The organism is Pseudoalteromonas arctica (assembly GCF_012927645.1).
In the GTDB taxonomy this organism is placed as follows: Bacteria; Pseudomonadota; Gammaproteobacteria; order Enterobacterales; family Alteromonadaceae; genus Pseudoalteromonas; species Pseudoalteromonas arctica_A.
Map to the genome: position 1 here is coordinate 49,831 of NZ_JABBMT010000009.1, position 23,937 is coordinate 73,767.

The window sequence follows — 23,937 nt, forward strand, 5'->3', positions numbered from 1 at the left end:
ATGACGATTGAATGGATTAAAAGTGACCAGCAACCCGCTTTGGCACAATTTATTTTTGCCCATGGTGCTGGAGCCGCTAGTGATTCAGAATTTATGCAGAAAATGGCAAGCTTGCTGGCAGAGCAAAGTATTGATGTTGGCTTATTTGATTTTCAATATATGCAAATAGCCAAGCAAACCAATAAGCGCAGGCCACCCGATCGGGCAGCTAAATTACTGCAGTACTTTGAACATATATTAACCTTTGTACAGCCAAGCTTACCGTTATTTATTGGTGGCAAGTCAATGGGTGGGCGGATGGCATCAATGCTTGTCAGTGAAGAGCGAGTAACAATGCCAACAATTTCAGGCGTACTGGCATTTGGCTACCCATTTCATCCACCAGGCAAGCCTGATAAATTACGCATTGATCACTTTGGCAAAATTGCATGCCCGTTTATGGTGCTTCAAGGGGAGCGCGACACGTTTGGCAGCCGTGATGAATTAACTCAGATGCAGTTTGATAAACGTCCTGATTTTGTGTGGCTGCCTGATGGCGACCATTCATTAAAACCACGCAAACGCAGTGGTTTTACAGAGTTAGGTAATGTGCAAACTGCCGCTGAGCACGCTGCTAGTTTTATCAAGCAGTATATTTAAAGGCAATTTCGCAGGAAAAAATCATGATTAAACTATTTTTAATGGCTGGCAGTTTATTTTGCATGCTGTCAGTGGTGTTGGGCGCTTTTGCGGCTCATGGTTTAAAAAGCCGTGTTTCTGAATATGCTATTGGCGTATTTAAAACTGCGGCAGAGTATCAGATGGTGCATGGCCTTGCGTTAATTGCGATTGCCATTTTAATAAAATGGGGAATAAACCTCACATCGGCTGGTTGGTTTATTATTGCTGGTATTTTGTTGTTTAGTGGCAGTTTATATTTATTAGCAATCACCGGTCAAAAGTGGTTAGGGCCAATTACGCCACTTGGTGGAGTCTGCTTTATAATCGGTTGGGTTATTTTATTAGTGCAAGTGGCACGGTTTAAATTTTAATAGAGCATATCGCGCGAGTGCGCAAGTAAAGGGTTTTTATGTCAAGTGTAGTGATTTACTGCCGCAGTGGGTTTGAAAATGATGCCGCTGCAGAAATAACATTTCATGCAGCAGAGCAGGGCTTTGCAGGCTATGTAAAAGCAAAAGCTAATACCGGTTACGTTATTTATGAATGTTTTGAAGCGCAGCACAGCGATGAAATCATCAAAAAGGTTGATTTCAAAAATATGGTATTTGCCCGTCAGTGGTTTGCCGGCACTTTACTTGAAAACATGCCCGTTGAAGACCGTGTTGGCGAAATAGTAACAGCAGCGGTCGATTTTCCACTTTGCTCAGAGCTACGGGTAGAAACACCCGATACCAATGAAGGCAAGGAGCTGTTAACTTTCTGCAAAAAAATCTCTACCCCACTTAAAAAGGCTTTAGAGAAACAAAACACCGTGTTACGCGAACCTAAAGCCAATCGCCCCGTAATGCACATCATGTTTTTAACTAATAACACCGCCTTTGTTGGTCATTCATATAGTTATAATAATTCCCCATTTTTTATGGGAATATTACGACTAAGAATGCCAAGTGATGCACCGAGTCGCTCGACCTTAAAACTGGATGAAGCGTTTAATGTGTTTATTGCGGAAAAAGATCGTGAAGCGCGAGTTCAAGCCGGTATGCGCAGTGTTGACTTAGGTGCTTGCCCAGGTGGTTGGACGTATCAACTAGTGCGTCGCGGTATGTTTGTTAGCGCCATTGATAACGGCCCAATGAATGATGATTTAATGCAAACAGGTCAAGTTAAGCACTTTCGTGTTGATGGCTTTAAATACCGACCAGAAAAAAGAAATATCACTTGGTTGGTATGCGATATGGTAGAAAAACCAACTAAAGTAACCAGTCTTATGATTGATTGGGCGGTCAACGCATACGCGAAAGAACTTATCTTTAACTTAAAGCTGCCAATGAAAAAGCGCTTTGACAGTGTGTATGAGTGCTTAACCATGATCAAAGAAGAGCTTAATAAATACGGTATAAGCTATGAATTACAAGCTAAGCATCTTTATCACGATAGGGAAGAAGTAACTGTTCATTTGAACGTCACTAAATGAATTTAATTGTGTACACTTAGGTCCAAAAGGATGCACTGTATATGATGAGCGGCCATTAATTTGCCGTTTGTTTGGCACGACACCAAGAATGCCATGCCCAAATGATCGCGCTCCAGAGCAGCCAGTTGATCCTAAAATTGAGCGCGAAGTGCATCATTTTATTGCTAATACACGGCAAGTTTTAGTGTAAATAGTGCTGCAAATAGGGGACTAATAATGGCTTATATTGTCGTCCCCTCTGAGCGTTTTATTCGCGATACTTAGGGCGGTATTGATCAACCCACAAGCGAGTTGCGCCGCACACAGCGACGGGCATAACAATTAAATTCACGATAGGAATGGCTGTAAGCAACAATACTGCTAAGCCGAATCCATACGAGAGAGTTTGTTTTTGTTTTAAGTCTTGTTTCATTTCTTTAAAGCAAATTTTGTGATTATCAAACGGATAATCTTTGTATTGCACTGCATACATCCAACAGGTAAACATCACCCATAACACTTGGCCGATAACAGGTAATATCCATAGTAAGATAAAAAAGCCAATGGCGCGTGGTAGGTAATAGCACAACTTAGTCCACTCACGGCCAAGCATTCGTGGCACATCTTTCACAATCTCCGTTAAGCCATCATCATTAATTTTTTGACCGGTTAAATACAGCTCTACTTTTTCACTGAGTAAGCCATTAAAGGGCGCGGCAATGAAATTAGTGATCACCGAAAACAGCATACTGTAGCTAAATAAAATCACTAATACTGCAATAGGCCACATCAGCCACTCCAGCCAACTTAACCATGTTGGTAATAGATCATTTAAATAAGCAAACCCATCGGTAAGCCAACCATATAAAAAGAATAATGAGCTACCAAAAAGCACGATATTGATTAATAAAGGAATAAATACAAATCGCTTCAAGCCTTTTTGGGTAATTAATTTGAAGCCCGAAAAAAAATATTCCATACCTTGTGTAAACTGCACGCTAAAACCTCAAATCATACCAACATTGCCCATAGTATAAATTGCTCAGATATTTTGAACAGTATTTTTGCGTAACAAAGTGTTTAATCTCTAATGAGCAATAGAGTGTATGGTCTAAAAAGTATTGTCTTTAATATTTATAGCAAAAACGGAGTTACTATTGAATCGCAACAAACACTGGGATATGGTTTATATATCAACAATTCGGTATAGTTTGTTATCAAACAATAAATATAATTAGAACTTTTATGCAGTTAGTCGACTTAACCCCTGATGATCCGGATGTGATTAATGTTTTTTCTGATATCGATAGGCTTATAAATTCTCTGTACCCAGTAGCCACGGCACAATCGCTGTCGGTGAGTGAGCTTGGTCAAGCTAATGTGTACGCCATTGGCTTAAAAAGCGAGGATGGTATTGTTGCATGTGGTGCGATTGTCAGACAGTTTGACACAGTACCTTATGGTGAAATACGCCGTCTGTATGTCAAACCAAGTCATCGTGGGAAAGGCTTATCTCGGCGTATAATGCAAATTTTATTGCATCATGCTGGCGAGGAAGAGATCCCTTTGATCCGCTTAGAAACAGGCCCGAAACAGGCTGAATCAATTAGTCTGTATGAAAACTTAGGTTTTCAACGTTGTGCAAGTTTTGGTAATTACAGCGATAATCCACATAGCTTGTTTATGGAGTTAGGGCTTAGCCAATAAGGCTAATTAGTTACTAGAGACTGCCTACACTTTGTATTTTTAGTTTTTGGCTACTCCATCGATTTAATATCCCACTTAAATACGGCTTATACACGGGTGTAAGTCGTCATTTATATGCTCAAATGGCCTTGGTCTGCGCCACTTTTATCATTGAGAGTCACGTTTTCGGCTAACTTTTATATATATTCCCTTTTAAGCATTCTATTTTTTGTACTAAATACGCCAATGCCCAACAAATAAAAGGGCCGTTGTTATCGACACTAAAACTCACTCGTTACGAGCAAAAATACTTGTTGGACTTGATAAGCTATTTTTCCTTTAATGCGCGCAACAGCCGCAAGGCATTCATCAAATAAAAGAGAAAGATAAATGAAAGAGACAACATCACTAGAACAAGCTCGCACGAGTTACAATGTTCGTCATTGGAGCCAAGGTTTTTTTGGTATTAATGATCAAGGTGATGTGTATGTTGCGCCCAAGGCTGATGCCCCAGAGCAAACCATCGCACTTATTGATATTGCAAAACAACTTGAAGATAAAGGCTTGAGTTTACCTGCGTTGGTTCGTTTTCCACAAATTTTGCATCATCGCGTGCACAGCTTATGTGCTGCATTTAATACTGCGATTGAAAGCTATGGTTATCCAAAAGATTACTTGCTTGTTTATCCAATTAAAGTAAACCAACAGCGCGAAGTGGTCGAAGAAATTGTTGCAAGCCAAGCGAATGTAGAAAAGAAACAACTTGGTTTAGAGGCAGGCAGCAAGCCTGAGCTATTAACAGTATTGGCATTAGCTGAAAAAACCAGTGCAGTGATTGTCTGTAATGGCTACAAAGACAAAGAATATGTGCGCTTAGCATTAATTGGCGAAAAGTTAGGCCATAAAGTGTACATCGTACTTGAGAAACTCTCTGAGCTGGACATGGTACTTAGCCAAGCTAAAGAGCTTAACGTAAAACCGCGTATTGGTATTCGCGTGCGCTTAGCGTCTCAGGGTAAAGGAAAATGGCAAGCCAGCGGCGGTGAAAAATCAAAATTTGGTTTATCCGCTTCACAAGTATTACATGTTGTTAATCGTTTAAAAGAGACTGATCAACTTGATTTAGTTCAGTTGGTGCATTTTCACTTAGGCTCGCAGATGGCGAATATTCGCGATGTGCGTTTAGGTGTTAGCGAAGCGGCGCGTTTTTATTGTGAACTACGCAAACTCGGTGCACAAATTGAATGTTTAGATGTCGGTGGCGGTTTAGCGGTTGATTACGACGGCACACGGAGCCAGTCTCACAACTCGATGAACTATAGCTTAGCTGAGTATGCAAATAATATTGTCTACACCATTGGTGATATTTGTAAGCAGTACGAGCAACCATTCCCGACTATTATTTCTGAGTCTGGGCGTGCGTTAACTGCGCATCACGCGGTACTTATTTCTAATGTGATTGGCACTGAAAGCTATGAGCCTGAAGAAATTCAAGCGCCAGCAGTAGATGCACCGTTATTGCTGAATAACATGTGGCTGTCGTGGCAGCAATTGCATGTGTTGACTGACGACCGTGCATTGATTGAGATATATCATGATAGCCAAGGTGATTTAGCTGAAGCACATAACCAGTTTGCGATGGGGTTATTAGATTTAACTCAACGCGCTTGGGCAGAGCAAATTAATCTGCGTGTTTGTTATGAACTTAATAAACATATGGATAACAAAAACCGTTTTCATCGCCCGATCATTGATGAGCTTAATGCACGGTTAGCGGATAAGTTTTTTGTTAATTTCTCATTGTTTCAGTCATTGCCTGATGCGTGGGGTATCGACCAAGTGTTTCCGGTCTTGCCATTAAGTGGTTTAACGCAGGCACCACAAAGACGCGCAGTATTATTAGATATAACCTGTGATTCTGACGGTGCACTAGATCATTACGTTGATGGACAAGGTATTGAAAGCACACTACCGGTGCCAGCATTTAGTGCTGAAAAACCGTATTTGATGGGCTTTTTCTTAGTGGGTGCGTACCAAGAGATTTTAGGTGATATGCATAACCTATTCGGTGATACCCACAGTGCGATGATCAGCATGGATGAGCAAGGCCAGGCGAGTATAGTAGAAATTAATCAAGGTGACACAGTGGCCGATATGATGCGCTATGTGCACTTAGATGTTGAAGGCTTTCAATCTTCATATGCACAGCTGGTGGCTGCAAAATTACCACTGGCTGAGCAACAAAGCGTGCTTGATGAATTACAAGCGGGTTTAGACGGTTATACTTATTTAGAAGAGCTTTAATATGACCACTTTGTTTGATCACCCTGATCACTCTTTGTATTCCAATGGCATGACGTTTTTACGCCAGCCAATGGTGCAAAATATTACTGACATCAATGCGGATGTTGTGGTGTTAGGTTTGCCATTTGATATGGCAACCTCAGGACGTCCAGGTGCGCGTTTAGGCCCTGATGCGATTCGTCGTGCATCAGTGCATTTAGCATGGGAAGAAACAAAATACCCATGGACGTTCAAATTGTTCGAACGCCTAAAACTGGCTGATGCGGGAGATTTTACTTATCCTGTCGGTGACGCTGAATATTTTACAGCAAAGCTTGAACAAGCTGCGACGGGTATTTTAAGCCAAGGCAAAACGATTTTAGGTTTAGGGGGCGATCACTTTGTAACTTTACCGTTGTTACGTGCTCACGCTAAGCGCTTCGGTAAAATGGCGTTGGTGCATTTTGATGCCCATACTGATACTTATAGCAATGGCTCACGTTACGACCACGGCACCATGTTTTACCATGCGCCAAAGGAAGGGCTGATTGATGTTGATCATAGTATCCAAATTGGTATTCGTACTGATTTTGATCAAAGCAAACACGAGTTTGCTGTGATTGATGCAATGGCCGCCAATGATTTATCGGCGCAAATGATTGCTGAGCAGATTAAAGCGAGAGTAGGTGATTTACCTGTTTATATCACTTTTGATATAGACTGCTTAGATCCGGCGTTTGCACCAGGCACTGGCACGCCAGTATGCGGCGGTTTAACTAGTGACAAAGTACTGAAAATATTACGTGCTCTTAAAGGCATTAATATGATTGGTATGGATGTAGTTGAAGTATCACCCTCGTACGATCAAAGTGAGCTTACCGCGATTGCCGCAGCCACCATTGCCAGTGAGCTACTGCATTTGTGGACCTATAAAAATAAATACTGAGCAATAGCTCCAGTAGTAATCCCGATGGGCTGAAAGGTGTCTTATCACCCTGACTAAGGGGAAGATAATCTGAATAGTAGGGCATCACGGGCCAACGGTGGGGTCTGAAGGAAGCCATAGGAAGTTAGAGGTAGATAACTAACCGTAACCTGTTTTGGCAGCATTGATGGGGCAGCGTGTAAAATAGCGTAACGCCCTATACTTAGTCAGATCAATGCTGTGGGAAAATCCAGTGAAATTGCATATAGTAAATAAGTAGAAGGGATAGAAGAATACAGGAGCCGTATACGAGGCTCGTACGTACGGTTCTGTAAGAGGGATGAGGCAAAAGCCTCACCCTACTCGATACTCTTTTAGCTAAATGTAGGTTAAAGGATTTACAGTCTAGAATTCGGATAGTTAGTGACCTGAACGTCCTATATTTTGCAAGCTTGCACTGTGGTGTTCAATCCAACCCCATTGATAGAATAAATCAGTTACTTCATTCAGCCCTAGATATGTAGAGCTTAAACCAACAACCGTAAGTACAATGGTATAGGGAAGTGCCATATACACCATACGGCTGTAAGATAAACGTAATACGGGAGCAAGTGTTGATGTTAGTAAGAATAAAAATGCAGCTTGCCCATTAGGTGTGGCTACACTCGGTAAATTTGTGCCAGTATTAATTGCTACTGCTAATAAATCAAATTGGTCGCGACTAATTTGTCCTGCTTTTAAAGCCGCCGCCACTTCATTGATGTAAACAGTGCCAACAAACACATTGTCACTGACCGTCGAGAGTAGGCCATTAGCGATAAAAAACATAACTAACTGTGATTGTCCTTCAAATGTCAGTACCCAAGTTATCACAGGTGTAAATAAATGTTGGTCAATAATTACAGCAACGATTGAGAAAAATACACATAACAGTGCAGTAAACGGCAATGCTTCTTCAAACGCCTTTCCGAGTTGATGTTCTTCGATTATACCTGCAGACGCAGTTGCAAATATAATGACGGATAAGCCAATTAAGCCGACGGTGGCAAAGTGTAAAGCTAATGCAATGATCAACCATACAGCAATAACTGACTGAAATATCAGGTTAACTTTATCACGCTTAGTGCGTTTGTTATCGAGCTCTTTGGCGTGATCAGCAAGTATTTGATGAATAGGCTCTGGTAACTTTGCGCCATAACCGAAAGTTTTTGTCTTTTCAAGTAATATTGTAGTCATAATACCAGTGATGAATACAGGCATAGTCACAGGCAACATACGTAAGAAAAACTCCCCGAATTGCCAGCTTGCTCGCTCTGCAATAATAAGGTTTTGTGGTTCTCCCACCATAGTACAGACTCCACCAAGGGCTGTACCAATTGAGGCATGCATTAATAAGTTACGTAAAAAAGCTCGAAATTCTTCAAGCTCTTGACGATTAACTGGGCGTACTTGGTTATCATCGTTAATATCATGTTCGCTGGTGGAATCTTTTCCAGAGGCGACTTTATGGTAAATACTGTAAAAGCCCATGGCGACAGCAATGACCACCGCCATTACCGTAAGTGCGTCTAAAAATGCAGAGAGAAATGCTGCCGCAATAGTAAATGCCAAGGAAAGCACTGTTTTGCTACGCACTGATACCACCAAGCGGGTAAAAATATAGAGTAATAAATCTTTCATAAAGTAGATGCCTGCGACCATAAATATCAACAGTAAGATAACATCTACATTTTGAACAATTTCATGCTCTACTTGCCCAGCAGTTGTCATGCCTATAAACAGTGCTTCAATTGCAAGTAAACCACCAGGTTGCAGTGGATAACATTTAAGCGCCATCGCGAGAGTGAAAATAAACTCTAAAACTAATGCCCAGCCCGCCATGTAGGGGTTGATATGAAATAACACAGGATTAATAGCTAAAAAAGCAATAATTGTGTATTTATACCATTGTGGGGCAGAGCCTAAAAAATTCTTAAAAATTGTATTGAAAACATTCTGTTGCATAGGTGTTCCTTATTATTATTTATTTAAGTATAACAGTTGTTGGTTAAGTTAATTTAGTCTAGCCATCAGGGCAGGAGTATACTTTGTAAATATTTATAATTTATAATTTATGATCTAATTCTAGAAATTTCATTACTTTATATTCCTTATTTTCCCATTTAGAACTTGTAAAAAATAACTGCTCAACTATCAACCAGCATCATAACCTTGTCGCTGTGCTTTTCCTTATTATTAATGCTTGTTACATCTGGATGCGAAGGATGGCAACATATTGAAGTATACGGTAAAAGTAAGATTGACTGGTTAAAAAAATTTCGTCCTTTCAATAATGGTATACCGACACAGCATTGCTAGAATATTTCGAATGCTCGATACTGACTCATTGCTACTGAGCATGTACAGCTGGGTCAACCAACAGCGTGTTAAATCAAATCAATCTTAATGGAGTGACTTTACTTGTTAGTTTGGCTTCATCTGGTACAATCAGTCAGTTAATAGTTTAAAGTCATGTTATGTGGTAACTCAAGTGGGAATTGAATGAGAATTTTTAAAGCGAAAAGCCCAGCAGGGTTTGCTGAAGAGTACATTGTGGAGTCAATTTGGAATGGTGATTTTCCACCAGGTTCTATTCTTCCTGCTGAGCGAGAGTTATCAGAATTAATCGGTGTTACTCGTACAACCTTACGTGAAGTATTGCAGCGTTTAGCGCGTGATGGTTGGTTAACAATCCAACATGGTAAACCGACTCGAGTAAATAACTTTTGGGAAACCTCAGGACTCAATATTTTAGAGACGTTAGCGCGTCTTGATGAAGATAAAATGCCCGAGTTAACCGACCAGTTACTTTCTGCGCGTACTAATATTAGCGCTATTTATACTCGTGCTGCCATTAAACTAGCACCTGATCGCGTGATAGAAATTCTTTCACAAAGTGATGAACTTGAAGATAGTGCACAAGCGTTTGCTGATTATGATTATAAAGTACACCATGAGTTAGCCGTTGCAGGTAATAACCGTATTTATGTACTTATTCTTAATGGCTTTAAAGGTTTTTACTCTAAAATTGGTTGTCATTACTTTTCAGATCCAGGTACGCGCCAGTTAGCGCGTCAATTCTATAAAGACTTAACCATACTTGCTGAGAAACGCGAACATGACGGCGCAATTTCAATGATGCGTAAATACGGTCATCAAACGGGTGAAATTTGGCAAAAAATCCGCGGTGATATGCCGGAAAATATCATGGATTAACTATCATAGCATTAAAATAAAAAGCCTGTTTTTACAGGTTTTTTTGTGCGTTATTGCTATGTATTTAAGTATTCTATATTTTCGATTGCAGTGATTTGAAAATCCGATTATCTATTTGGTCTGATTACCCCTAAAATATTTCAACAATTATGCGTGCTAGCCCTTGGTATTTAATTTTTAGATCCCATAATAAAGCAAGCATTGCGTAAGCAATTAGAAATAAACTCAAATATTTGGAGAATAAAATGGGTGTATTAGTAGGCCGCCAGGCACCAGACTTTACCGCTGCAGCAGTACTAGGTAACGGCGAGATCGTAGATAGCTACAATCTTCACGAAACAATCAAAGGTAAAAAAGCAGTTATCTTCTTTTACCCACTCGATTTCACTTTCGTATGTCCTTCTGAACTAATTGCTTTTGACAAGCGTTATGAAGAATTCCAAAAGCGTGGCGTTGAAGTAATCGGTGTTTCAATCGATTCACAATTCTCGCACAACGCATGGCGTAAAACTGCTGTGGCAGACGGCGGTATCGGTGAAGTTAAATATGCATTAGTTGCAGACGTTAAACACGAAATCTGTAAAGCGTATGACGTTGAGCACCCAGAAGCTGGCGTTGCATTTCGTGGTTCATTCTTAATCGACGAAGAAGGTAATGTACGTCACCAAGTAGTAAATGACTTACCACTAGGTCGTAACATCGACGAAATGCTTCGTATGGTTGACGCACTAGCGTTTCACACTGAGCACGGTGAAGTATGTCCAGCTGGTTGGACTGAAGGTAAAAAAGGGATGGATGCAAGCCCTGCAGGCGTTGCTAAGTTCCTTTCTGAAAACGAAGGCGACCTATAATTTAGGCCTTTGTTTTAGAATATAAAAAACCGCCAATTTGGCGGTTTTTTTGTTTAGGGTAATCGCTAGAAAGCGAATGGTGGCTCTTCATCAAATAGGTTATTTACGCCAATCGAGATCTTGGTCGATTCGGTAATACGATAAGCCGCTTGTAAATCAACCATTCTAGATGTGTTACACAAGCGATTAGCTTAGGTTTAAATGGGAGTATATTCTTCATCCTTAAATCCTTATCATGATGTAATGTGTTTGTTATCAAATTGAATTACAAAGAGGTGTACTATATTTGATACAGTTAGAATAATTTAAGGGACATAAATAGAAACGCCTAACGGAATTAGGCGTTTTTGAGGTTGTTTAGATAGATTAAACTTTGTGTTTCATTAACCGTTCTTTTTCACGAGACCAGTCTTTGTTTTTACCGTCTTCACGTTTGTCATGCATTTTTTTACCTTTACCAAGGTGAAACTCTAGTTTCACCCAGCATTTTTTCCAATACATGGCAGTGGCGATTAATGAATAGCCATCGCGCTCAGTCGCACCAACTAAACGGTCTAGCTCACGTCTGCTTAATAATAATTTGCGATAACGTAATGGATCGCAAATGACATGGGTTGAAGCACTATTGAGTGGCTGTATTTGACTACCAAGCAAAAACGCTTCGCCATTTTTAAGGTGAATGTATGTTTCAGAGATGTTTACTTTACCAGCTCGGATGCTTTTTACTTCCCAGCCTTGTAGTTCAACACCAGCCTCAAACTTGTCGTGTAAAAAATACTCATGACGCGCCTTTTTATTTAGCGCGATAGTATTACTTGTCGATTTAGATGAATTTTTCTTAGCCATAGTGGCCCATATTATACGTAAAGCTCTACTTTTTACATCGATTTTTTATTTTTGCGGATAAAAAAGTGTTTGTAAATAAAGCGCCAGGAAAGTTTGGGGAAAAACGCAAAGCTTGCTAAAATTCGCCCACACAGTTGGGAGTGAGTATGCCACAAATAAAAAAAAGTGCGCTAGTAATGTATAGCAGCAAAGAAATGTTTGATTTAGTCAATGATGTGGATGCTTATCCTGAATTTTTACCTCATTGCTCGGCTGCAAAGATTATTGCACAGCACGATAATACCATGACAGCAAGTTTGGAAATTTCCAAAGCGGGTATAAAAAAATGGTTTACCACTGAAAACACCTTTGCAGACGAAAATACCGTAACATTACGTTTAGTGGATGGACCATTTAAAGCCTTGCAAGGGCGTTGGCATTTTCAAGTGTTGGATGACAATGCATGTAAAGTTCAATTGCAGCTTGAGTTTGAATTTGCGAGTAAATTAATTGAACTTGCGTTTGGGCGAGTATTTAACGATGTTGCAAAAAACATGGTGAATGCATTTACTCAGCGAGCAAAACACGTATACGGACCACGATTATGATAAAAGTTGAAGTTGTGTATGCATTACCTAACACGGCAACTTGTTTGCTTGTTGAAGTACCCGTAGGTACAACGGCAGAAAATGCCGTGATGCAATCAGGTATCCTCGCTAAGTGCCCCGAAATTGATGGCTTAGCGTTGACCTTAGGAATTTGGAATCGTACCTGTAAGCTTACGCAAGTGCTTGAGGATGGCGATAGAATTGAAATTTACCGTCCTTTAATTGCTGATCCTAAAGACGCGAGGCGTAAACGTGCAGAAAAAGCCAAAGACGAAGGTCGTGCTAATAAGATTACTGGTGGACGACCGCTTGATAAAGCTAAGTAATAGCTCAAACAAAAAAGGTTAGCTGTTGCTAACCTTTTAGTAATTTACTGAGTTGGAGCATTATTGCTCAAGTGGTGTATTAAACTCTGCGGGTTGCTCATAGTCACCACTGAGTGATACCAATTTTTCATTTTCAAAATTGATAGTAAGTGATTTACGTTGTTCGTTATCACGGCCATGATTAAAAGAATATAAATAATGCCACGTGTTTTTATCGAAAGCGTCTTCAGCAACAGGTTTACCTAATACATAAAGAACTTGCTCACGGGTCATATTGATACGAAGCTTGTCAACATCGGTTTGTTCTAAAAAGTTACCTTGTGGGATGTTGATACGATAAACCCAGCTAGAACAACCTGCGGTTGCGCTTAAAGTCAGAGCAACGATAAACCAACGAGAAAAAGTTTTTAACGACTGCATTGTTTGTTTGGATCCTTATTTTTTATAAACTGCATGATACCGATTAGTCACCTAAGGTAAAACCCTTTTGAGTAATTGTTTGTGACTTAATTTTTACTATCGATGTTTGGAGCGTAATTTTGACCTCAGAGTCCGCTAAAAGTTTAACTACCACTGAAAATACTGCGACAATTAATATCTCCACTTGGTCTCTTTATATTGTACAAACACGTTTAGGGCATTGGTACACAGGGATCAGTACGGATGTGGCAAAACGATTTGCAGCACATCAAGCGGGCAAAGGGGCTAAAAACTTAAAGGGGAAGGGGCCACTGACTTTAATATATCAATGTGAAGTCGGTTCTCGCAGTGAAGCTAGTAAACTTGAGATAAAAATTAAACGCTTAAGCAAGGCACAAAAGCGAGCATTTGTTAGCTCTGGGATTTTGTTAACCTGAACTGAGTTTAAAATAGATTTACTATCCACAATTTAGCTCAAAGAGTGTTTATATCGAGTTGGCTAATAAATGCGCCAATATAATTAACTGCATCAATATAAAGTGCTTGGTTAATATTACTTAATAGGTCGGAATTTTTAATTCCAACGACGCTCGTATCTTGAGGTGGTTTGGGTATATGATGGTGGGGATCATGGCCCATACCAAAATAAAATAGTTAATCATTAATTACTCGCGCGGTCATGTCATTGAGTGCCTGTAATTTATTTTTATAACGTTGCTTATCATGATCAAAATCGGCATGTTTATCAGCTAAGCGTAATTGGCGATACGCTTGTTTAAAATCACCTAATTGATAATAGGTACGAGCCAAGCCAAAGTAGCTATCATGAATATGTTTATCAATAAGCTTGGCTTTATTAAAGTGTTTAATAGCGTCTTGATAGTTTTTAATAAGGTAAGCATCGTTACCTAAAGCAACATGGTAGTATGGATTACTTTGGCGTTTTAAGTCCAGTTTAGTTAAAATTTCATTTGCCAGCTCAGTCCGTTCAGTAAGTTGATACAGTAGAGCTAAATTGCCCAGTGCGGTGTTATTGTCAGGGTTTAGTGCAATTGCGTAGTTATAGGCTAGTTCGGCGTTTGCGTATTGTGAATGGAGGCGCAGCAATACCGCTAAGTTACCCCATGCAGCAGAATAATTTTCATCGGCTTTTGTGGCAGCTAAAAAGTAGCTATAGGCTAAGTCGTGTTGCCCATTCAGCATCGCTGTTGCACCTTTGTTGTTATAAAACATAGCGGTAATTCGTTGTTTGCTGATCGGTGTCGTTTTAAATCTTTCACCTCGCGAATTAGGATCAAAATCAATGACAAGTGAGTTTTCGGTATTATAAAGGTAAGTAACACTGTTGCTAGTACTGCTATTACGCTGTTGTGTAACAACTAAATTTATATGCCCAGTTAATAAGTTGTAGCCGTTACTTATCGCCCAATACTCAGGAATGTGTACTGTTTGAAACTGCCCGTACAGGCCTAAATATTCCGCCATGCTATAAGCTAAAATCGATAAAGATAAACAATTGGCATTTAAATCGCTGTAAGCTTGATTTGCTGTGAGGGTCGCTCCTGCTTGATATGATAAAGATGCATCGCCATTTTTTAATAAAAAGTTTAATAATTTTCTGGTGTTATTTAAATTTCGTTTATTGCTTGGGAAGGCTGCATCGAGTTGTTGTGTTATTGCATCACTTAAGGTAAATATCTGTTCGCTACTCTCTACAGGATAAAGCGTGAAAGATTGTTTTTCAGTGACTGGTGGAGGGGGGAGCACTGGTTGATTACTCACATTGGTACAAGCAGATACACTACTAAGCAGCACGATGACTGCTAACTTACAAAGTCGCGTTAATATTGTCATAATCATACCCCAATTAATAACTGACTTAGTAAGTTTAGTCTATTTTTTAGTTGGGGTAGATGTTAACAGTTACAAACTGTGTCAGCGCTTTTCAAAGGTGGCGACTAAACTCGCTAAGGTTTGTGCGCTGTTGGCAAGTCCCTTGATCGCCTGCTCGGTATCAATTTGTTCTCGCATTGCCATATCGCTGATCTCACTAATTTGTTCAATATTACGACCTACGTCAGCAACCACGCTACTTTGCTCTTCTGTAGCTGTTGCAATCAAGGTTGCCATATCATTAATTTCATTAGCGGTATTGGTAACAGCATCAAGCAACTGCACAGAGCTTTGCATTGTTGCTACGCTGTGCTGAGCCTTATCTTTGGATTGGGCTATATGTTCAACCACATTAGTAGCCGTTTTCGCAAGTTCTTCAATCATTGCCTGAATTTCAGTCGTTGATTGTGATGTACGGTTGGCCAGTGCTCTTACTTCATCCGCAACCACGGCAAAGCCGCGGCCGTGTTCGCCAGCACGTGCTGATTCAATTGCTGCGTTTAGTGCTAGTAAATTAGTTTGCTCTGAAATACCACGAATAGAGTCAACAATACTAGCAATAGTCTGGGTTTTATTAGCAAGTTCAGTTACTTGTCCCGCAATTGTGTCAATATCACCGGCTAATGCCGTGATACTCTGTTGGCTTTGTGCTACTTGCTGGTGGCTCTGTAATGTATTGGCTTTACTATCTTCGGTCAGTTTTGCGGCAGTTGCGGCGCTGTGGGCAATTTCTTGCACTGTCGCGCCCATTTCGTTGATTGCTGCTGCAACAGAGATAGTCTGCTCTTTTTGGTTGTCCATTGCCTGTGAGTTACGCTTAGCTTGAGCAAATACCTGATCTGAGCTTTGACGAATTTCTAAACTTTCGTGGGAGACTTGTGCAATGGCGGTTTCAATTTTATCAATGAATTGGTTAAAACCATTCGTTAATGCTAATAACTCAGGCTGGTCACTGTGAGGCAAACGATAAGCGAGATTGGCATCACCAGATCCTAAACGAGTAAATAATTCTGTCATTTTTGAAAGTGGTGAAGATAACGAACGAGCCAGTAAAAAACTGATGATACACGCCAACAGCGCAATAGCGATAGTAAAGCTTAAAATTTGCCACTGTAATGTGGTGATCCCTGCAAAAACTTCTGCTTTTGGCACCTGTGCAACGACATAGAGTTGGGTGTTTTTAATTGGACTTGCTGCTAGAAAAAAAGTGTCGCCATTGAGTTCGACTTCTTGTAAGTTAAATTCATTGCTTGTTAATAATTGACCACTTACTTGATAACCATACAAGCTATCTAGGTTTGTTTTCTCTACTTTATTGACGTCTTGATGGAGTTTAACAACGCCTTTATCGTTAGTAATAAATACAAAACCGGTTTGCTCGATAGTAAATTTACTCAGTAGTGCCTGCATATCAGCAATACTTTTTGCCAGTCCAGTTAAGCCGATGCCATTGAGCTGTTGATGATTAACGAACATTTTTGTGTCACCATTAGGCTCTTGATATAAGCTGATAGAGTAAGCTTGGTTGGCGTTTTTAAAATCAAAAAACCAGCTATCTTGCTGTCTATCTAATACTCTTAAAAAACCATTTTGATTCCAGTACTGCGCGGTATCACGATTAGCCCATGATGCAGTTGCCAGATCGTATTGTTTTACTAAACGGTTTAATTCTTTTATTAAAATTTCATCATTACTATCACGCCTATTTGCCCACGCGAGTATAAAATGATTACTTGATACTTGTTCGGCGGCACTGAGTAGTTCATTAATTTCTAAGCTAATATAGTTATTAATGGCGTGTAGTTTGCTGGGCAACTCAGATTGGATCATCCGTTGTTCGATGATGGTTTTGGCGGATAATAGTGCGGTAATGCCAATCAAGCTGGCGACTGATAAGGCAATAGCGATCCCTAAAATAGTGATTTTACGTGTGATACTAAAATTTTTAAACGGCATTATGGGTACTAAATTTACAAATTATGGGGCATTTTAGCATGTTTTTTTCATGCAGTTCATCATCTAATAGAGTAAGTTCTCAGTTTGTAAGTTACTCTAAAACGTATATTGATAAAGTAAATAAAATGAAAAAGCCCACAGCGTGAGCATGTGGGCTTGGTTTCTAACAAGCGAAATTGTTACTTTCCAGGGATTACAATTTAGGGTTAGAGTTAAACAATTTTCTTCATTGCTGACATGTAGCCACGCAATTTGGTGCCAATGATTTCAACAGGGTGCTCACGCAGTGATTTGTTGATTGCAATTAGTGTTTGGTTATCAACATGATTACAGCGCTCGCCTAAGCCTCTACCAATCACATCAGTATCGATGTTTTGCATAAAGTCTTGTAACAGTGGCAAACATGCGTGATTGTATAGGTAACAACCATATTCTGCCGTATCAGAAATAGTACGGTTCATTTCGAATAACTTTTTACGTGCAATGGTATTGGCAATTAATGGTGTTTCATGTAGCGACTCATAATATGCTGACTCAGCGATAATACCCGCAGCAGTCATGGTTTCAAAGGCAAGCTCAACGCCTGCTTTAACCATAGCAACCATCAATATACCGTTATCAAAAAACTCTTGTTCGGTGATTTCAACATCACCAGCAGGGGTTTTTTCAAAATTTGTTTCAGCTGTTTCTGCACGCCATTTTAAAAGATTTGCATCATCATTCGCCCAATCTTCCATCATGACACGCGAAAAAGTGCCATCGATAATGTCGTCTTGGTGTTTATTGTAAAGCGGGCGCATGATTACTTTTAATTCTTCACTTAATTCAAACGCTTTTACTTTCGCTGGGTTTGATAAACGGTCAAGCATATTTGTAACGCCGCCGTATTTAAGTGCTTCAGTAACAACTTCCCAACCGTATTGAATTAGTTTTGATGCGTAACCGGCGTCTATGCCTTTTTCGATCATCTTATCAAAACATAAGATTGAACCGGTTTGTAACATGCCGCAAAGAATTGTTTGCTCACCCATTAAGTCTGATTTTACTTCAGCAATAAATGAAGACTTTAATACCCCAGCGCGATGACCGCCAGTACCGGCTGCATAAGCTTTCGCTTGCGCCAAACCATGGCCTTGAGGATCATTTTCTGGGTGAACAGCTATAAGGGTTGGTACACCAAAACCGCGTTTATACTCCTCACGAACTTCAGAGCCTGGGCACTTAGGTGCAACCATGATCACAGTGATATCTTCACGCACTTGCATACCTTCTTCAACAATATTGAAGCCATGTGAATAAGCAAGTGTAGAGCCTTGTTTCATCATCGGCATGATTGCGTTTACAACCGCAGTATGCTGCTTATCGGGTGTTAGGTTTAACACAACATCAGCAGTTGGGATCAATTCTTCGTAAGTACCTACAGTAAAACCATTTTCAGACGCATTAAGAAATGATTGACGACGTTCGCAGATTGCAGAATCACGCAATGTGTAGGCGACATCTAAGCCTGAATCGCGTAAGTTAAGACCTTGGTTTAAACCTTGTGCGCCACAACCAACAATAACAAGTTTTTTGCCTTTAAGTGCATCAACACCATCGGCAAATTCAGCCGGATCCATAAATTCACACTGTGCTAGTTGTGCTAACTGCTCGCGTAAAGGAAGAGTATTAAAGTAATTCGCCATCGTTAGTATCCTATAAATTTCGTATTTGTTAGATGCAAGCGCTTATTGCCTTGCTTAAAGTCACCATAAGGAATTTTTACCCTTGCGTAAAATGATATATTTGCATTAAAGTATTTCAAAAAATGAAACACCCTAATTAATAACCGCTAACGGTTGGGATCACTATGGACCATAAACGATTACATTATTTCCTGGCACTTGCCAAAACCTTACATTTTGCTCGTGCCAGCGAGTTATGCCACATAAGTGCGCCCACTTTAAGTCGCAATATTAAGCAGTTAGAGGATGAAGTGGGAGTTACATTATTTAGTCGCGATAATCGCAGTGTAAAGCTAACGGCTGAAGGAGAGTCGTTTATTGACTATGCAACGGCTACGTTAGCTAACTGGCAGCGTTTTCGAGCAAATGTACAAAATCCTGAGCAAACTATATATGGTAAGGTAAGTATTTACTGTTCAGTAACGGCCTCTTATAGTTTTTTGCATCAACTATTAGAGCAACTGCGTTTGCAACATCAACATATAGAAATAAAGCTAAATACTGGCGACCCCGCAGTTGCAATTAATCGTGTGCTTGACGGACAAGAAGCTATGGCAATTGCTGCAAAGCCTGATAAATTACCGACACAAATTGCATTTGCCAGTATTGGTTATTCGTCCTTGGTGTTTATCGCGCCACGTATTCCGTCGTTACTCACTGAAAAACTGGCCCAGTTTGGCGATAAGATAGATTGGTCTGAGCTTGAGTTTATAGTGCCAGAGCAAGGTTTTACTCGCCAAAGATTAGAGCTGTGGTGGCGTAAACATGGTATTAATGCAAAGATCTATGCGCAAGTTGCGGGGCATGAAGCTATGGTGTCAATGGTGAGTTTAGGGCTAGGCATTGCCATGGTGCCAAAAATTGTTTTAGATAATAGCCCATTAAAAGATCGTGTTCAGGTGATCAGTGACCAAAAAGAAGCCCCTGCCGGGTTTGAGATTGGTTTGGCAGTATTACGTAAAGAGTTACCTGATGCCGCGTTAAATGCGTTATGGGAAATTGCTCAATCACTGAAAAACGTTAATAGTTTAGCTCCCTAGCCGAGCCTAACATGCAAAATGTAAAGTTTGTTTACCTTAAATCGTTCCTAGTGTACTAAAGTGTGAATGATTGTAATTGCCTAAGGATTAGTTATTAATACCTTGCTATGATAATGAATATTGGATTGGCTTTTTTGGCATAAAAACAACGATGAAGTTGATAGTTAATTTTCTTACTGTACTTTGTATCTCTGTATTGCTTACGACCCCTTGTTTTGCAAAGCAATCAGAGGAGCCTAGCCAGGGTATCATTCCAGGGCAGTGGCACCTGAGCCTTAATCTGGGCTTAGGTGTTATGAGTAATCCACTAAATGGGGGAGATAACCTCCCTTTAGTTGTGATCCCCGATGTAGCCTATTATGGTGAACAATTCTTTTTTGATAATGGTCGTTTAGGTTATAGCCTGGTACAAGACACTCCACATATATTTAATTTGGTTAGCGAGCTGAACCCTGAAACACGTTTTTTTGTTGATTGGCATCCAAGTAATCTTTTTGCATTAACATCCGCTAATTCATTATTGACAAGTAATAGTGAGTTAAATAAGCAGCAGCAACCTCAACTTAATATAGATCAACTTGATAAACGCAAGTGGGCTCTGGATGCAGGCTTGAGTTATCATTATGTATTCGAGCAACATGTTTTTTCAGTACAAGCATTAGCTGATGTATCCGGCGTGTACGAAGGATGGCGAAGTGCACTGCAGTGGCAAATGCACAATGAGATTGGTGAGCTACAGATTAAGCCAAGTATTGGCATCTGGTATAAATCGGCTGCATTGAATACGTATTTTTATGGCATAACAGAAAAAGAGTCTCCAAATGGTGCAGTTGAGATTGGTAGTAGCTGGCAGCCTTATGCTAAAATAGATGCCCGCTGGCCCTTAAATGAGGCCAATTATTTGCGTTTTTATGTGGCTTATTATGATTATTCGGCCTTAGATGACAGTCCGTTGTTTGAGCAAACGTATTCAATGACTGCCTTTATAGGATTCGATCATATTTTTTAATATGAAGTATTTACAACCTAGTGTGTACATCGTTTTTTTGTTGGTATGGCCAAAGTCGGCAGTCGCAAAAAAAGATTTATTAACAGTATCTCCAAAAGTCTGTGTGGTTTCCGAACAACAAGACTTTTGTGATCTTGATTTGAAATTTGTTTTAAATATGCCTGATAAAATGGATGTATGTTTATATCATGAAAAGCAACAACTCCAATGTTGGCAACAAGTTACCTTAGAAAAATTCAATCATAAAGCGCGTGTTCAGGTTGAAACCATATACTCCCTAGTCAATCCTCACACGGATGAACTGCTGGCGACAACACGTATAGAAGTACAAAGTACTCACGCTAAAACTACTCGGCGCAGATTACGTTCACCGTGGAGCTTTTTTTAATCTTGGAGCTGCAAATGGCAAAGATCTTACTTGTAGAAGATGATTTAGGGTTACAGCAATTAACCCGTGATTATCTTGAAAATAATGGCCTTGAAGTGGCGGTGTTAGACCGTGGCGACGAAGTATTTAGTTACCTTGAAAACACTCCAGTTGATTTGATGATCCTCGATGTAATGCTGCCAGGTAAAGATGGCTTTAGTGTGTGTCGACAAGTACGTGATAAATTTAGCTTACCAATATTAATGTTGACCGCCAAAGGTGAAGACTTTGATCAAGTCATTGGTTTGGAACTGGGGGCTGATGATTATGTTATTAAGCCAGCTGAGCCGAGAGTATTGCTTGCCCGTATTAATGCGCTATTACGCCGTGGCCAAGCTTCAGTGAAGGCGCCAGAAGAATTACAATTTGGCGATTTATGTATTGATAAAACCAGCCGTATTGTTCGTTTAAAGAATAACGAAATCACCCTTACTTCCCATGAATTTGAATTACTGTGGTTATTAGCTTCAAATTCCGGTGAAGTACTCAGTCGTGAGCATGTTCATCAACACATGATCGGTCGCCAATATGATGGATTAGACCGCACCGTAGATGTACGCGTATCGCGCATTCGTAAAAAATTAGGTGATAACAGCGATAAACCATACCGTATTAAAACCGTTTGGGGACAAGGCTACTTATTTGTCTCCGATGCATGGGGTATGTAACTATTAATGGGGAAACTATTCGCAAGTTTATATTTGTACATTATAGTTTCCTTGTTTTTAGTCAGCGGGGTAATTGAACAACTGTGGCCTTATGAAGATAACCAACAACAAATTGCGCTCGATGATGAGTTTGGTCACTCTCTGTGGTTATTAGCGCAAACCCAGCAGGGGCTAACCAAAATAGCCTCGCGCTTTGAAAGTGAAATAGTACAAAAACAAGATTTAATGTTGCCCGCAGAACAACAACAAGAGCTTAATCAACATAATTATATTTATCTATTTGATCAACAACAGCGAGCTATTTGGTATATCGCTATTGATAATGAACAATTATTACAAGTGGGTCCAATTAACGTTTCTGCACCAGTCTTCTCATCCGTTTGGCCTTATCTATTATTATTGTGTGTCGTTGGGATCCCTGTTGGCTTATGGAGTTTTTTACTGTGGCGTGACTTTGCTAAGTTGCGACTGGCCTGTGAAGCTGTTGATGGATCACAAGACTTTGAACTGAGTGCTACCTCTAAATCATTCTTTTTGCCAATTACAGACACTTTAAGCGCTATGCAGCAGCGTATTCAGCATTTATTAACTGCGCAACAAGAACTTACCTCATCAGTTTCACATGAGTTTAGAACGCCACTTGCGCGTTTAAAATTTGCCTTAGCAATGCTTGAGGATAGAGTAACTGATGAAAAAGCATTTGAATATATCGATACCATGCAATTGGATATTGTGGAGTTAGAGTCGTTAGTCAAAGAAATGCTTGATTATGCTCGCCTTGATAGCCAACAACCTAATCTTACCGTGCAAACATGTAACTTAGTGCAGCTAGTTGAAAATGTTGTCACTAAACTTGATTTTGCTACGCAAATAAAACTCAATATGCAATTACCAGCTTTTTACAGTTACACTTGTGATAGTCACTTTCTCGCCCGCAGTATTCAAAATTTAGTGGGCAACGCGTTGAAATATGCCCATCACGAAGTGCGAATTAGCTTAGTTGAAAATACTGGACAGGTAATTTTATCTGTCGAAGATGATGGCCCAGGTATCGAACAATCACAATGGGATACCGTGTTTAAGCCTTTTGCCCGACTTGATAAAAGCCGTGATAAAAAGACTGGAGGTTTTGGGCTTGGCTTAGCCATAGTGGCAAAAATAGTGTCTTGGCACCAAGGCTGCTGTGCGATATCGAATTCAGAATTAGGTGGCGCCAAATTTACAATCTACTTGCCTAAGTAACCTGAGCTATGGAAAATAAATCTATTTTAAGCAGCAATTTTTAGCGCTAAATGCGCCTTGTTTTCACTAAAAACCACTAACTCAATTTATACTCAAAAAAAAACGCCTAATAGGCGTTTTCTGCGGTTAAAACCAAAATCAACAAGTAGCAAAGGAGTAGACTTCATTTTGCTAGGTAAGTTCCATTATTTATCACTTTTAATTTATTTATACGTTTTTAAAAGCTCTGGATCCATGGTTAACTTAATTTGCTCAATCATGCGTGTGAAGTGTATTACAAAAGGGAGGTAGAAAATAGGCTGTGACGGGCAAGAAACAGCCTATTTAATGAGGGGAGTAGGCCCTCATAATTTCCTAATGGATCTGATATTGATGCTTTTTGGTAAATCCAAGCTGTTTAAGTTTGTTTATAATTGATGGATCATCGATGCGGTTTGGTGTTTCGCTATCACGTAAGAAATGATTTTCCGGCACTTGATATATATCGAGCATTTTTTGAAATAGCACTGCGCGCATTGTTAGCGCTGTCATTCCATTTTTCTGTATTTCATCAAGGCGATTTTGAAGCTCAACCAGTTTTGGGTTATTTACATCATCCACCACTGCTTGAAACTGTGTAGTAAACTTATTTTTCATCTAAAAACCTTATTTAATAGCAAAAGATAAAATGCCGATAAATACGTATA

Annotated in this window: 24 protein-coding genes and 2 pseudogenes; 18 read left to right on the forward strand and 8 right to left on the reverse strand. The window is 39.9% G+C overall.

Features of this window, described 5'->3' with window-relative positions:
- The 4 genes and pseudogenes from HHO47_RS07980 to HHO47_RS19765 all read left to right on the forward strand — a co-directional run.
- Window positions 1-639, forward strand: coding sequence for an alpha/beta family hydrolase (locus HHO47_RS07980; RefSeq protein ID WP_169019815.1), 639 nt, complete (start codon window positions 1-3; stop codon window positions 637-639).
- 23 nt (window positions 640-662) lie between these two features.
- A complete protein-coding gene (locus HHO47_RS07985) occupies window positions 663-1,031 on the forward strand; it encodes a DUF423 domain-containing protein (protein WP_169019816.1) in 369 nt (122 codons plus the stop codon).
- 38 nt (window positions 1,032-1,069) lie between these two features.
- Window positions 1,070-2,134, forward strand: a complete 1,065-nt coding sequence (rlmM, locus tag HHO47_RS07990) for a 23S rRNA (cytidine(2498)-2'-O)-methyltransferase RlmM (RefSeq protein ID WP_169019817.1) — start codon at window positions 1,070-1,072, stop codon at window positions 2,132-2,134.
- Window positions 2,124-2,324 (forward strand): annotated as a pseudogene (locus HHO47_RS19765) (YkgJ family cysteine cluster protein); the annotation flags it as partial. The gene rlmM and the pseudogene HHO47_RS19765, both read left to right, overlap by 11 nt.
- Window positions 2,325-2,381: 57 nt before the next feature.
- Here HHO47_RS19765 and cysZ read toward each other — a convergent pair.
- Window positions 2,382-3,092 (reverse strand): sulfate transporter CysZ, encoded by a 711-nt coding sequence (gene cysZ, locus HHO47_RS08000; protein WP_211183663.1) that lies wholly within the window; start codon window positions 3,090-3,092, stop codon window positions 2,382-2,384.
- Window positions 3,093-3,358: 266 nt separating this feature from the next.
- On the opposite strand from cysZ, the gene HHO47_RS08005 reads away from it, so the two are divergent.
- The 3 genes from HHO47_RS08005 to speB all read left to right on the forward strand — a co-directional run bounded on the left by HHO47_RS08005 (window position 3,359) and on the right by speB (window position 7,028).
- Window positions 3,359-3,820 carry a GNAT family N-acetyltransferase gene (locus HHO47_RS08005; RefSeq protein ID WP_169019819.1) on the forward strand — a complete coding sequence of 154 codons (462 nt, stop codon included), beginning with the start codon at window positions 3,359-3,361 and terminating at the stop codon, window positions 3,818-3,820.
- Between the two features lie 369 nt (window positions 3,821-4,189).
- A complete protein-coding gene (gene speA / locus HHO47_RS08010; RefSeq protein ID WP_169019820.1) occupies window positions 4,190-6,103 on the forward strand; it encodes a biosynthetic arginine decarboxylase in 1,914 nt (637 codons plus the stop codon).
- Window position 6,104: 1 nt separating this feature from the next.
- Window positions 6,105-7,028, forward strand: coding sequence for an agmatinase (speB, locus tag HHO47_RS08015; protein ID WP_169019821.1), 924 nt, complete (start codon window positions 6,105-6,107; stop codon window positions 7,026-7,028).
- 399 nt (window positions 7,029-7,427) lie between these two features.
- Here the strand turns inward: speB and nhaB are convergent, their stop codons facing one another.
- Window positions 7,428-9,011, reverse strand: coding sequence for a sodium/proton antiporter NhaB (gene nhaB / locus HHO47_RS08020; protein WP_169019822.1), 1,584 nt, complete (start codon window positions 9,009-9,011; stop codon window positions 7,428-7,430).
- A gap of 131 nt (window positions 9,012-9,142) precedes the next feature.
- Between nhaB and HHO47_RS08025 the strand changes: the two are divergent.
- The 3 genes and pseudogenes from HHO47_RS08025 to HHO47_RS08035 all read left to right on the forward strand — a co-directional run.
- A pseudogene (locus HHO47_RS08025) lies at window positions 9,143-9,441 on the forward strand (transposase family protein); the annotation flags it as partial.
- 107 nt (window positions 9,442-9,548) lie between these two features.
- A complete protein-coding gene (fadR, locus tag HHO47_RS08030; protein WP_064666576.1) occupies window positions 9,549-10,262 on the forward strand; it encodes a fatty acid metabolism transcriptional regulator FadR in 714 nt (237 codons plus the stop codon).
- A gap of 245 nt (window positions 10,263-10,507) precedes the next feature.
- Window positions 10,508-11,113: a peroxiredoxin gene (locus HHO47_RS08035; protein WP_169019823.1), complete on the forward strand. Its 606-nt coding sequence runs from the start codon at window positions 10,508-10,510 to the stop codon at window positions 11,111-11,113.
- A gap of 366 nt (window positions 11,114-11,479) precedes the next feature.
- Here HHO47_RS08035 and smpB read toward each other — a convergent pair whose 3' ends face one another.
- Window positions 11,480-11,959, reverse strand: a complete 480-nt coding sequence (gene smpB / locus HHO47_RS08045; protein WP_064666579.1) for an SsrA-binding protein SmpB — start codon at window positions 11,957-11,959, stop codon at window positions 11,480-11,482.
- Between the two features lie 146 nt (window positions 11,960-12,105).
- On the opposite strand from smpB, the gene HHO47_RS08050 reads away from it, so the two are divergent.
- Together HHO47_RS08050 and HHO47_RS08055 are read left to right on the forward strand one after the other, a co-directional pair.
- Complete coding sequence (locus HHO47_RS08050) at window positions 12,106-12,546, forward strand: type II toxin-antitoxin system RatA family toxin (RefSeq protein WP_169019825.1); 441 nt, start codon at window positions 12,106-12,108, stop codon at window positions 12,544-12,546.
- Window positions 12,543-12,872 carry an RnfH family protein gene (locus HHO47_RS08055; protein ID WP_169019826.1) on the forward strand — a complete coding sequence of 110 codons (330 nt, stop codon included), beginning with the start codon at window positions 12,543-12,545 and terminating at the stop codon, window positions 12,870-12,872. The genes HHO47_RS08050 and HHO47_RS08055 overlap by 4 nt, the downstream gene beginning before the upstream one ends.
- A gap of 60 nt (window positions 12,873-12,932) precedes the next feature.
- On the opposite strand, the gene HHO47_RS08060 is transcribed toward HHO47_RS08055, so the two are convergent.
- Window positions 12,933-13,292 carry an outer membrane protein assembly factor BamE gene (locus tag HHO47_RS08060; RefSeq protein ID WP_169019827.1) on the reverse strand — a complete coding sequence of 120 codons (360 nt, stop codon included), beginning with the start codon at window positions 13,290-13,292 and terminating at the stop codon, window positions 12,933-12,935.
- Between the two features lie 119 nt (window positions 13,293-13,411).
- Between HHO47_RS08060 and HHO47_RS08065 the strand changes: the two genes are divergently transcribed.
- Window positions 13,412-13,729 carry a GIY-YIG nuclease family protein gene (locus HHO47_RS08065; protein ID WP_169019828.1) on the forward strand — a complete coding sequence of 106 codons (318 nt, stop codon included), beginning with the start codon at window positions 13,412-13,414 and terminating at the stop codon, window positions 13,727-13,729.
- 217 nt (window positions 13,730-13,946) lie between these two features.
- Here HHO47_RS08065 and HHO47_RS08070 read toward each other — a convergent pair whose 3' ends face one another.
- From HHO47_RS08070 to ilvC, 3 genes are all read right to left on the reverse strand, one after another.
- Complete coding sequence (locus HHO47_RS08070; protein WP_169019829.1) at window positions 13,947-15,146, reverse strand: tetratricopeptide repeat protein; 1,200 nt, start codon at window positions 15,144-15,146, stop codon at window positions 13,947-13,949.
- Between the two features lie 81 nt (window positions 15,147-15,227).
- The gene (locus HHO47_RS08075) at window positions 15,228-17,141 is read right to left on the reverse strand and encodes a methyl-accepting chemotaxis protein (protein ID WP_169019830.1); all 1,914 of its coding nucleotides are present in this window, start codon (window positions 17,139-17,141) and stop codon (window positions 15,228-15,230) included.
- 212 nt (window positions 17,142-17,353) lie between these two features.
- A complete protein-coding gene (gene ilvC, locus HHO47_RS08080) occupies window positions 17,354-18,826 on the reverse strand; it encodes a ketol-acid reductoisomerase (protein ID WP_169019831.1) in 1,473 nt (490 codons plus the stop codon).
- 164 nt (window positions 18,827-18,990) lie between these two features.
- Here ilvC and ilvY point away from each other — a divergent pair, with 164 nt between their 5' ends.
- The 5 genes from ilvY to HHO47_RS08105 all read left to right on the forward strand — a co-directional run bounded on the left by ilvY (window position 18,991) and on the right by HHO47_RS08105 (window position 23,251).
- Window positions 18,991-19,905 carry an HTH-type transcriptional activator IlvY gene (gene ilvY / locus HHO47_RS08085; RefSeq protein WP_169019832.1) on the forward strand — a complete coding sequence of 305 codons (915 nt, stop codon included), beginning with the start codon at window positions 18,991-18,993 and terminating at the stop codon, window positions 19,903-19,905.
- Between the two features lie 151 nt (window positions 19,906-20,056).
- Window positions 20,057-20,914, forward strand: a complete 858-nt coding sequence (locus HHO47_RS08090; protein WP_169019833.1) for a MipA/OmpV family protein — start codon at window positions 20,057-20,059, stop codon at window positions 20,912-20,914.
- Between the two features lies 1 nt (window position 20,915).
- Window positions 20,916-21,302, forward strand: a complete 387-nt coding sequence (locus HHO47_RS08095) for a DUF3019 domain-containing protein (protein ID WP_169019834.1) — start codon at window positions 20,916-20,918, stop codon at window positions 21,300-21,302.
- Window positions 21,303-21,316: 14 nt separating this feature from the next.
- A complete protein-coding gene (locus HHO47_RS08100; protein WP_169019835.1) occupies window positions 21,317-22,009 on the forward strand; it encodes a response regulator in 693 nt (230 codons plus the stop codon).
- Window positions 22,010-22,015: 6 nt separating this feature from the next.
- Window positions 22,016-23,251 (forward strand): ATP-binding protein, encoded by a 1,236-nt coding sequence (locus HHO47_RS08105; protein WP_169019836.1) that lies wholly within the window; start codon window positions 22,016-22,018, stop codon window positions 23,249-23,251.
- 354 nt (window positions 23,252-23,605) lie between these two features.
- Here the strand turns inward: HHO47_RS08105 and HHO47_RS08110 are convergent, their stop codons facing one another.
- The gene (locus HHO47_RS08110) at window positions 23,606-23,887 is read right to left on the reverse strand and encodes a hypothetical protein (RefSeq protein ID WP_169019837.1); all 282 of its coding nucleotides are present in this window, start codon (window positions 23,885-23,887) and stop codon (window positions 23,606-23,608) included.
- Window positions 23,888-23,937 lie beyond the last annotated feature (50 nt).

Bases quoted from the DNA above. Each gene is read 5' to 3' on its own strand.
- speB (WP_169019821.1), top strand. From the start codon at position 6,105: ATGACCACTTTGTTTGATCACCCTGATCACTCTTTGTATTCCAATGGC.
- ilvY (WP_169019832.1), top strand. From the start codon at position 18,991: ATGGACCATAAACGATTACATTATTTCCTGGCACTTGCCAAAACCTTA.
- HHO47_RS08070 (WP_169019829.1), bottom strand. From the start codon at position 15,146: ATGACAATATTAACGCGACTTTGTAAGTTAGCAGTCATCGTGCTGCTT.
- HHO47_RS08095 (WP_169019834.1), top strand. From the start codon at position 20,916: ATGAAGTATTTACAACCTAGTGTGTACATCGTTTTTTTGTTGGTATGG.
- HHO47_RS08060 (WP_169019827.1), bottom strand. From the start codon at position 13,292: ATGCAGTCGTTAAAAACTTTTTCTCGTTGGTTTATCGTTGCTCTGACT.
- HHO47_RS08090 (WP_169019833.1), top strand. From the start codon at position 20,057: ATGAAGTTGATAGTTAATTTTCTTACTGTACTTTGTATCTCTGTATTG.
- HHO47_RS08035 (WP_169019823.1), top strand. From the start codon at position 10,508: ATGGGTGTATTAGTAGGCCGCCAGGCACCAGACTTTACCGCTGCAGCA.
- fadR (WP_064666576.1), top strand. From the start codon at position 9,549: ATGAGAATTTTTAAAGCGAAAAGCCCAGCAGGGTTTGCTGAAGAGTAC.
- HHO47_RS08005 (WP_169019819.1), top strand. From the start codon at position 3,359: ATGCAGTTAGTCGACTTAACCCCTGATGATCCGGATGTGATTAATGTT.
- smpB (WP_064666579.1), bottom strand. From the start codon at position 11,959: ATGGCTAAGAAAAATTCATCTAAATCGACAAGTAATACTATCGCGCTA.
- rlmM (WP_169019817.1), top strand. From the start codon at position 1,070: ATGTCAAGTGTAGTGATTTACTGCCGCAGTGGGTTTGAAAATGATGCC.
- speA (WP_169019820.1), top strand. From the start codon at position 4,190: ATGAAAGAGACAACATCACTAGAACAAGCTCGCACGAGTTACAATGTT.
- HHO47_RS07985 (WP_169019816.1), top strand. From the start codon at position 663: ATGATTAAACTATTTTTAATGGCTGGCAGTTTATTTTGCATGCTGTCA.
- ilvC (WP_169019831.1), bottom strand. From the start codon at position 18,826: ATGGCGAATTACTTTAATACTCTTCCTTTACGCGAGCAGTTAGCACAA.
- HHO47_RS08100 (WP_169019835.1), top strand. From the start codon at position 21,317: ATGGCAAAGATCTTACTTGTAGAAGATGATTTAGGGTTACAGCAATTA.
- HHO47_RS08055 (WP_169019826.1), top strand. From the start codon at position 12,543: ATGATAAAAGTTGAAGTTGTGTATGCATTACCTAACACGGCAACTTGT.
- HHO47_RS08075 (WP_169019830.1), bottom strand. From the start codon at position 17,141: ATGCCGTTTAAAAATTTTAGTATCACACGTAAAATCACTATTTTAGGG.
- HHO47_RS08050 (WP_169019825.1), top strand. From the start codon at position 12,106: ATGCCACAAATAAAAAAAAGTGCGCTAGTAATGTATAGCAGCAAAGAA.
- HHO47_RS08105 (WP_169019836.1), top strand. From the start codon at position 22,016: ATGGGGAAACTATTCGCAAGTTTATATTTGTACATTATAGTTTCCTTG.
- nhaB (WP_169019822.1), bottom strand. From the start codon at position 9,011: ATGCAACAGAATGTTTTCAATACAATTTTTAAGAATTTTTTAGGCTCT.
- HHO47_RS07980 (WP_169019815.1), top strand. From the start codon at position 1: ATGACGATTGAATGGATTAAAAGTGACCAGCAACCCGCTTTGGCACAA.
- cysZ (WP_211183663.1), bottom strand. From the start codon at position 3,092: ATGGAATATTTTTTTTCGGGCTTCAAATTAATTACCCAAAAAGGCTTG.
- HHO47_RS08110 (WP_169019837.1), bottom strand. From the start codon at position 23,887: ATGAAAAATAAGTTTACTACACAGTTTCAAGCAGTGGTGGATGATGTA.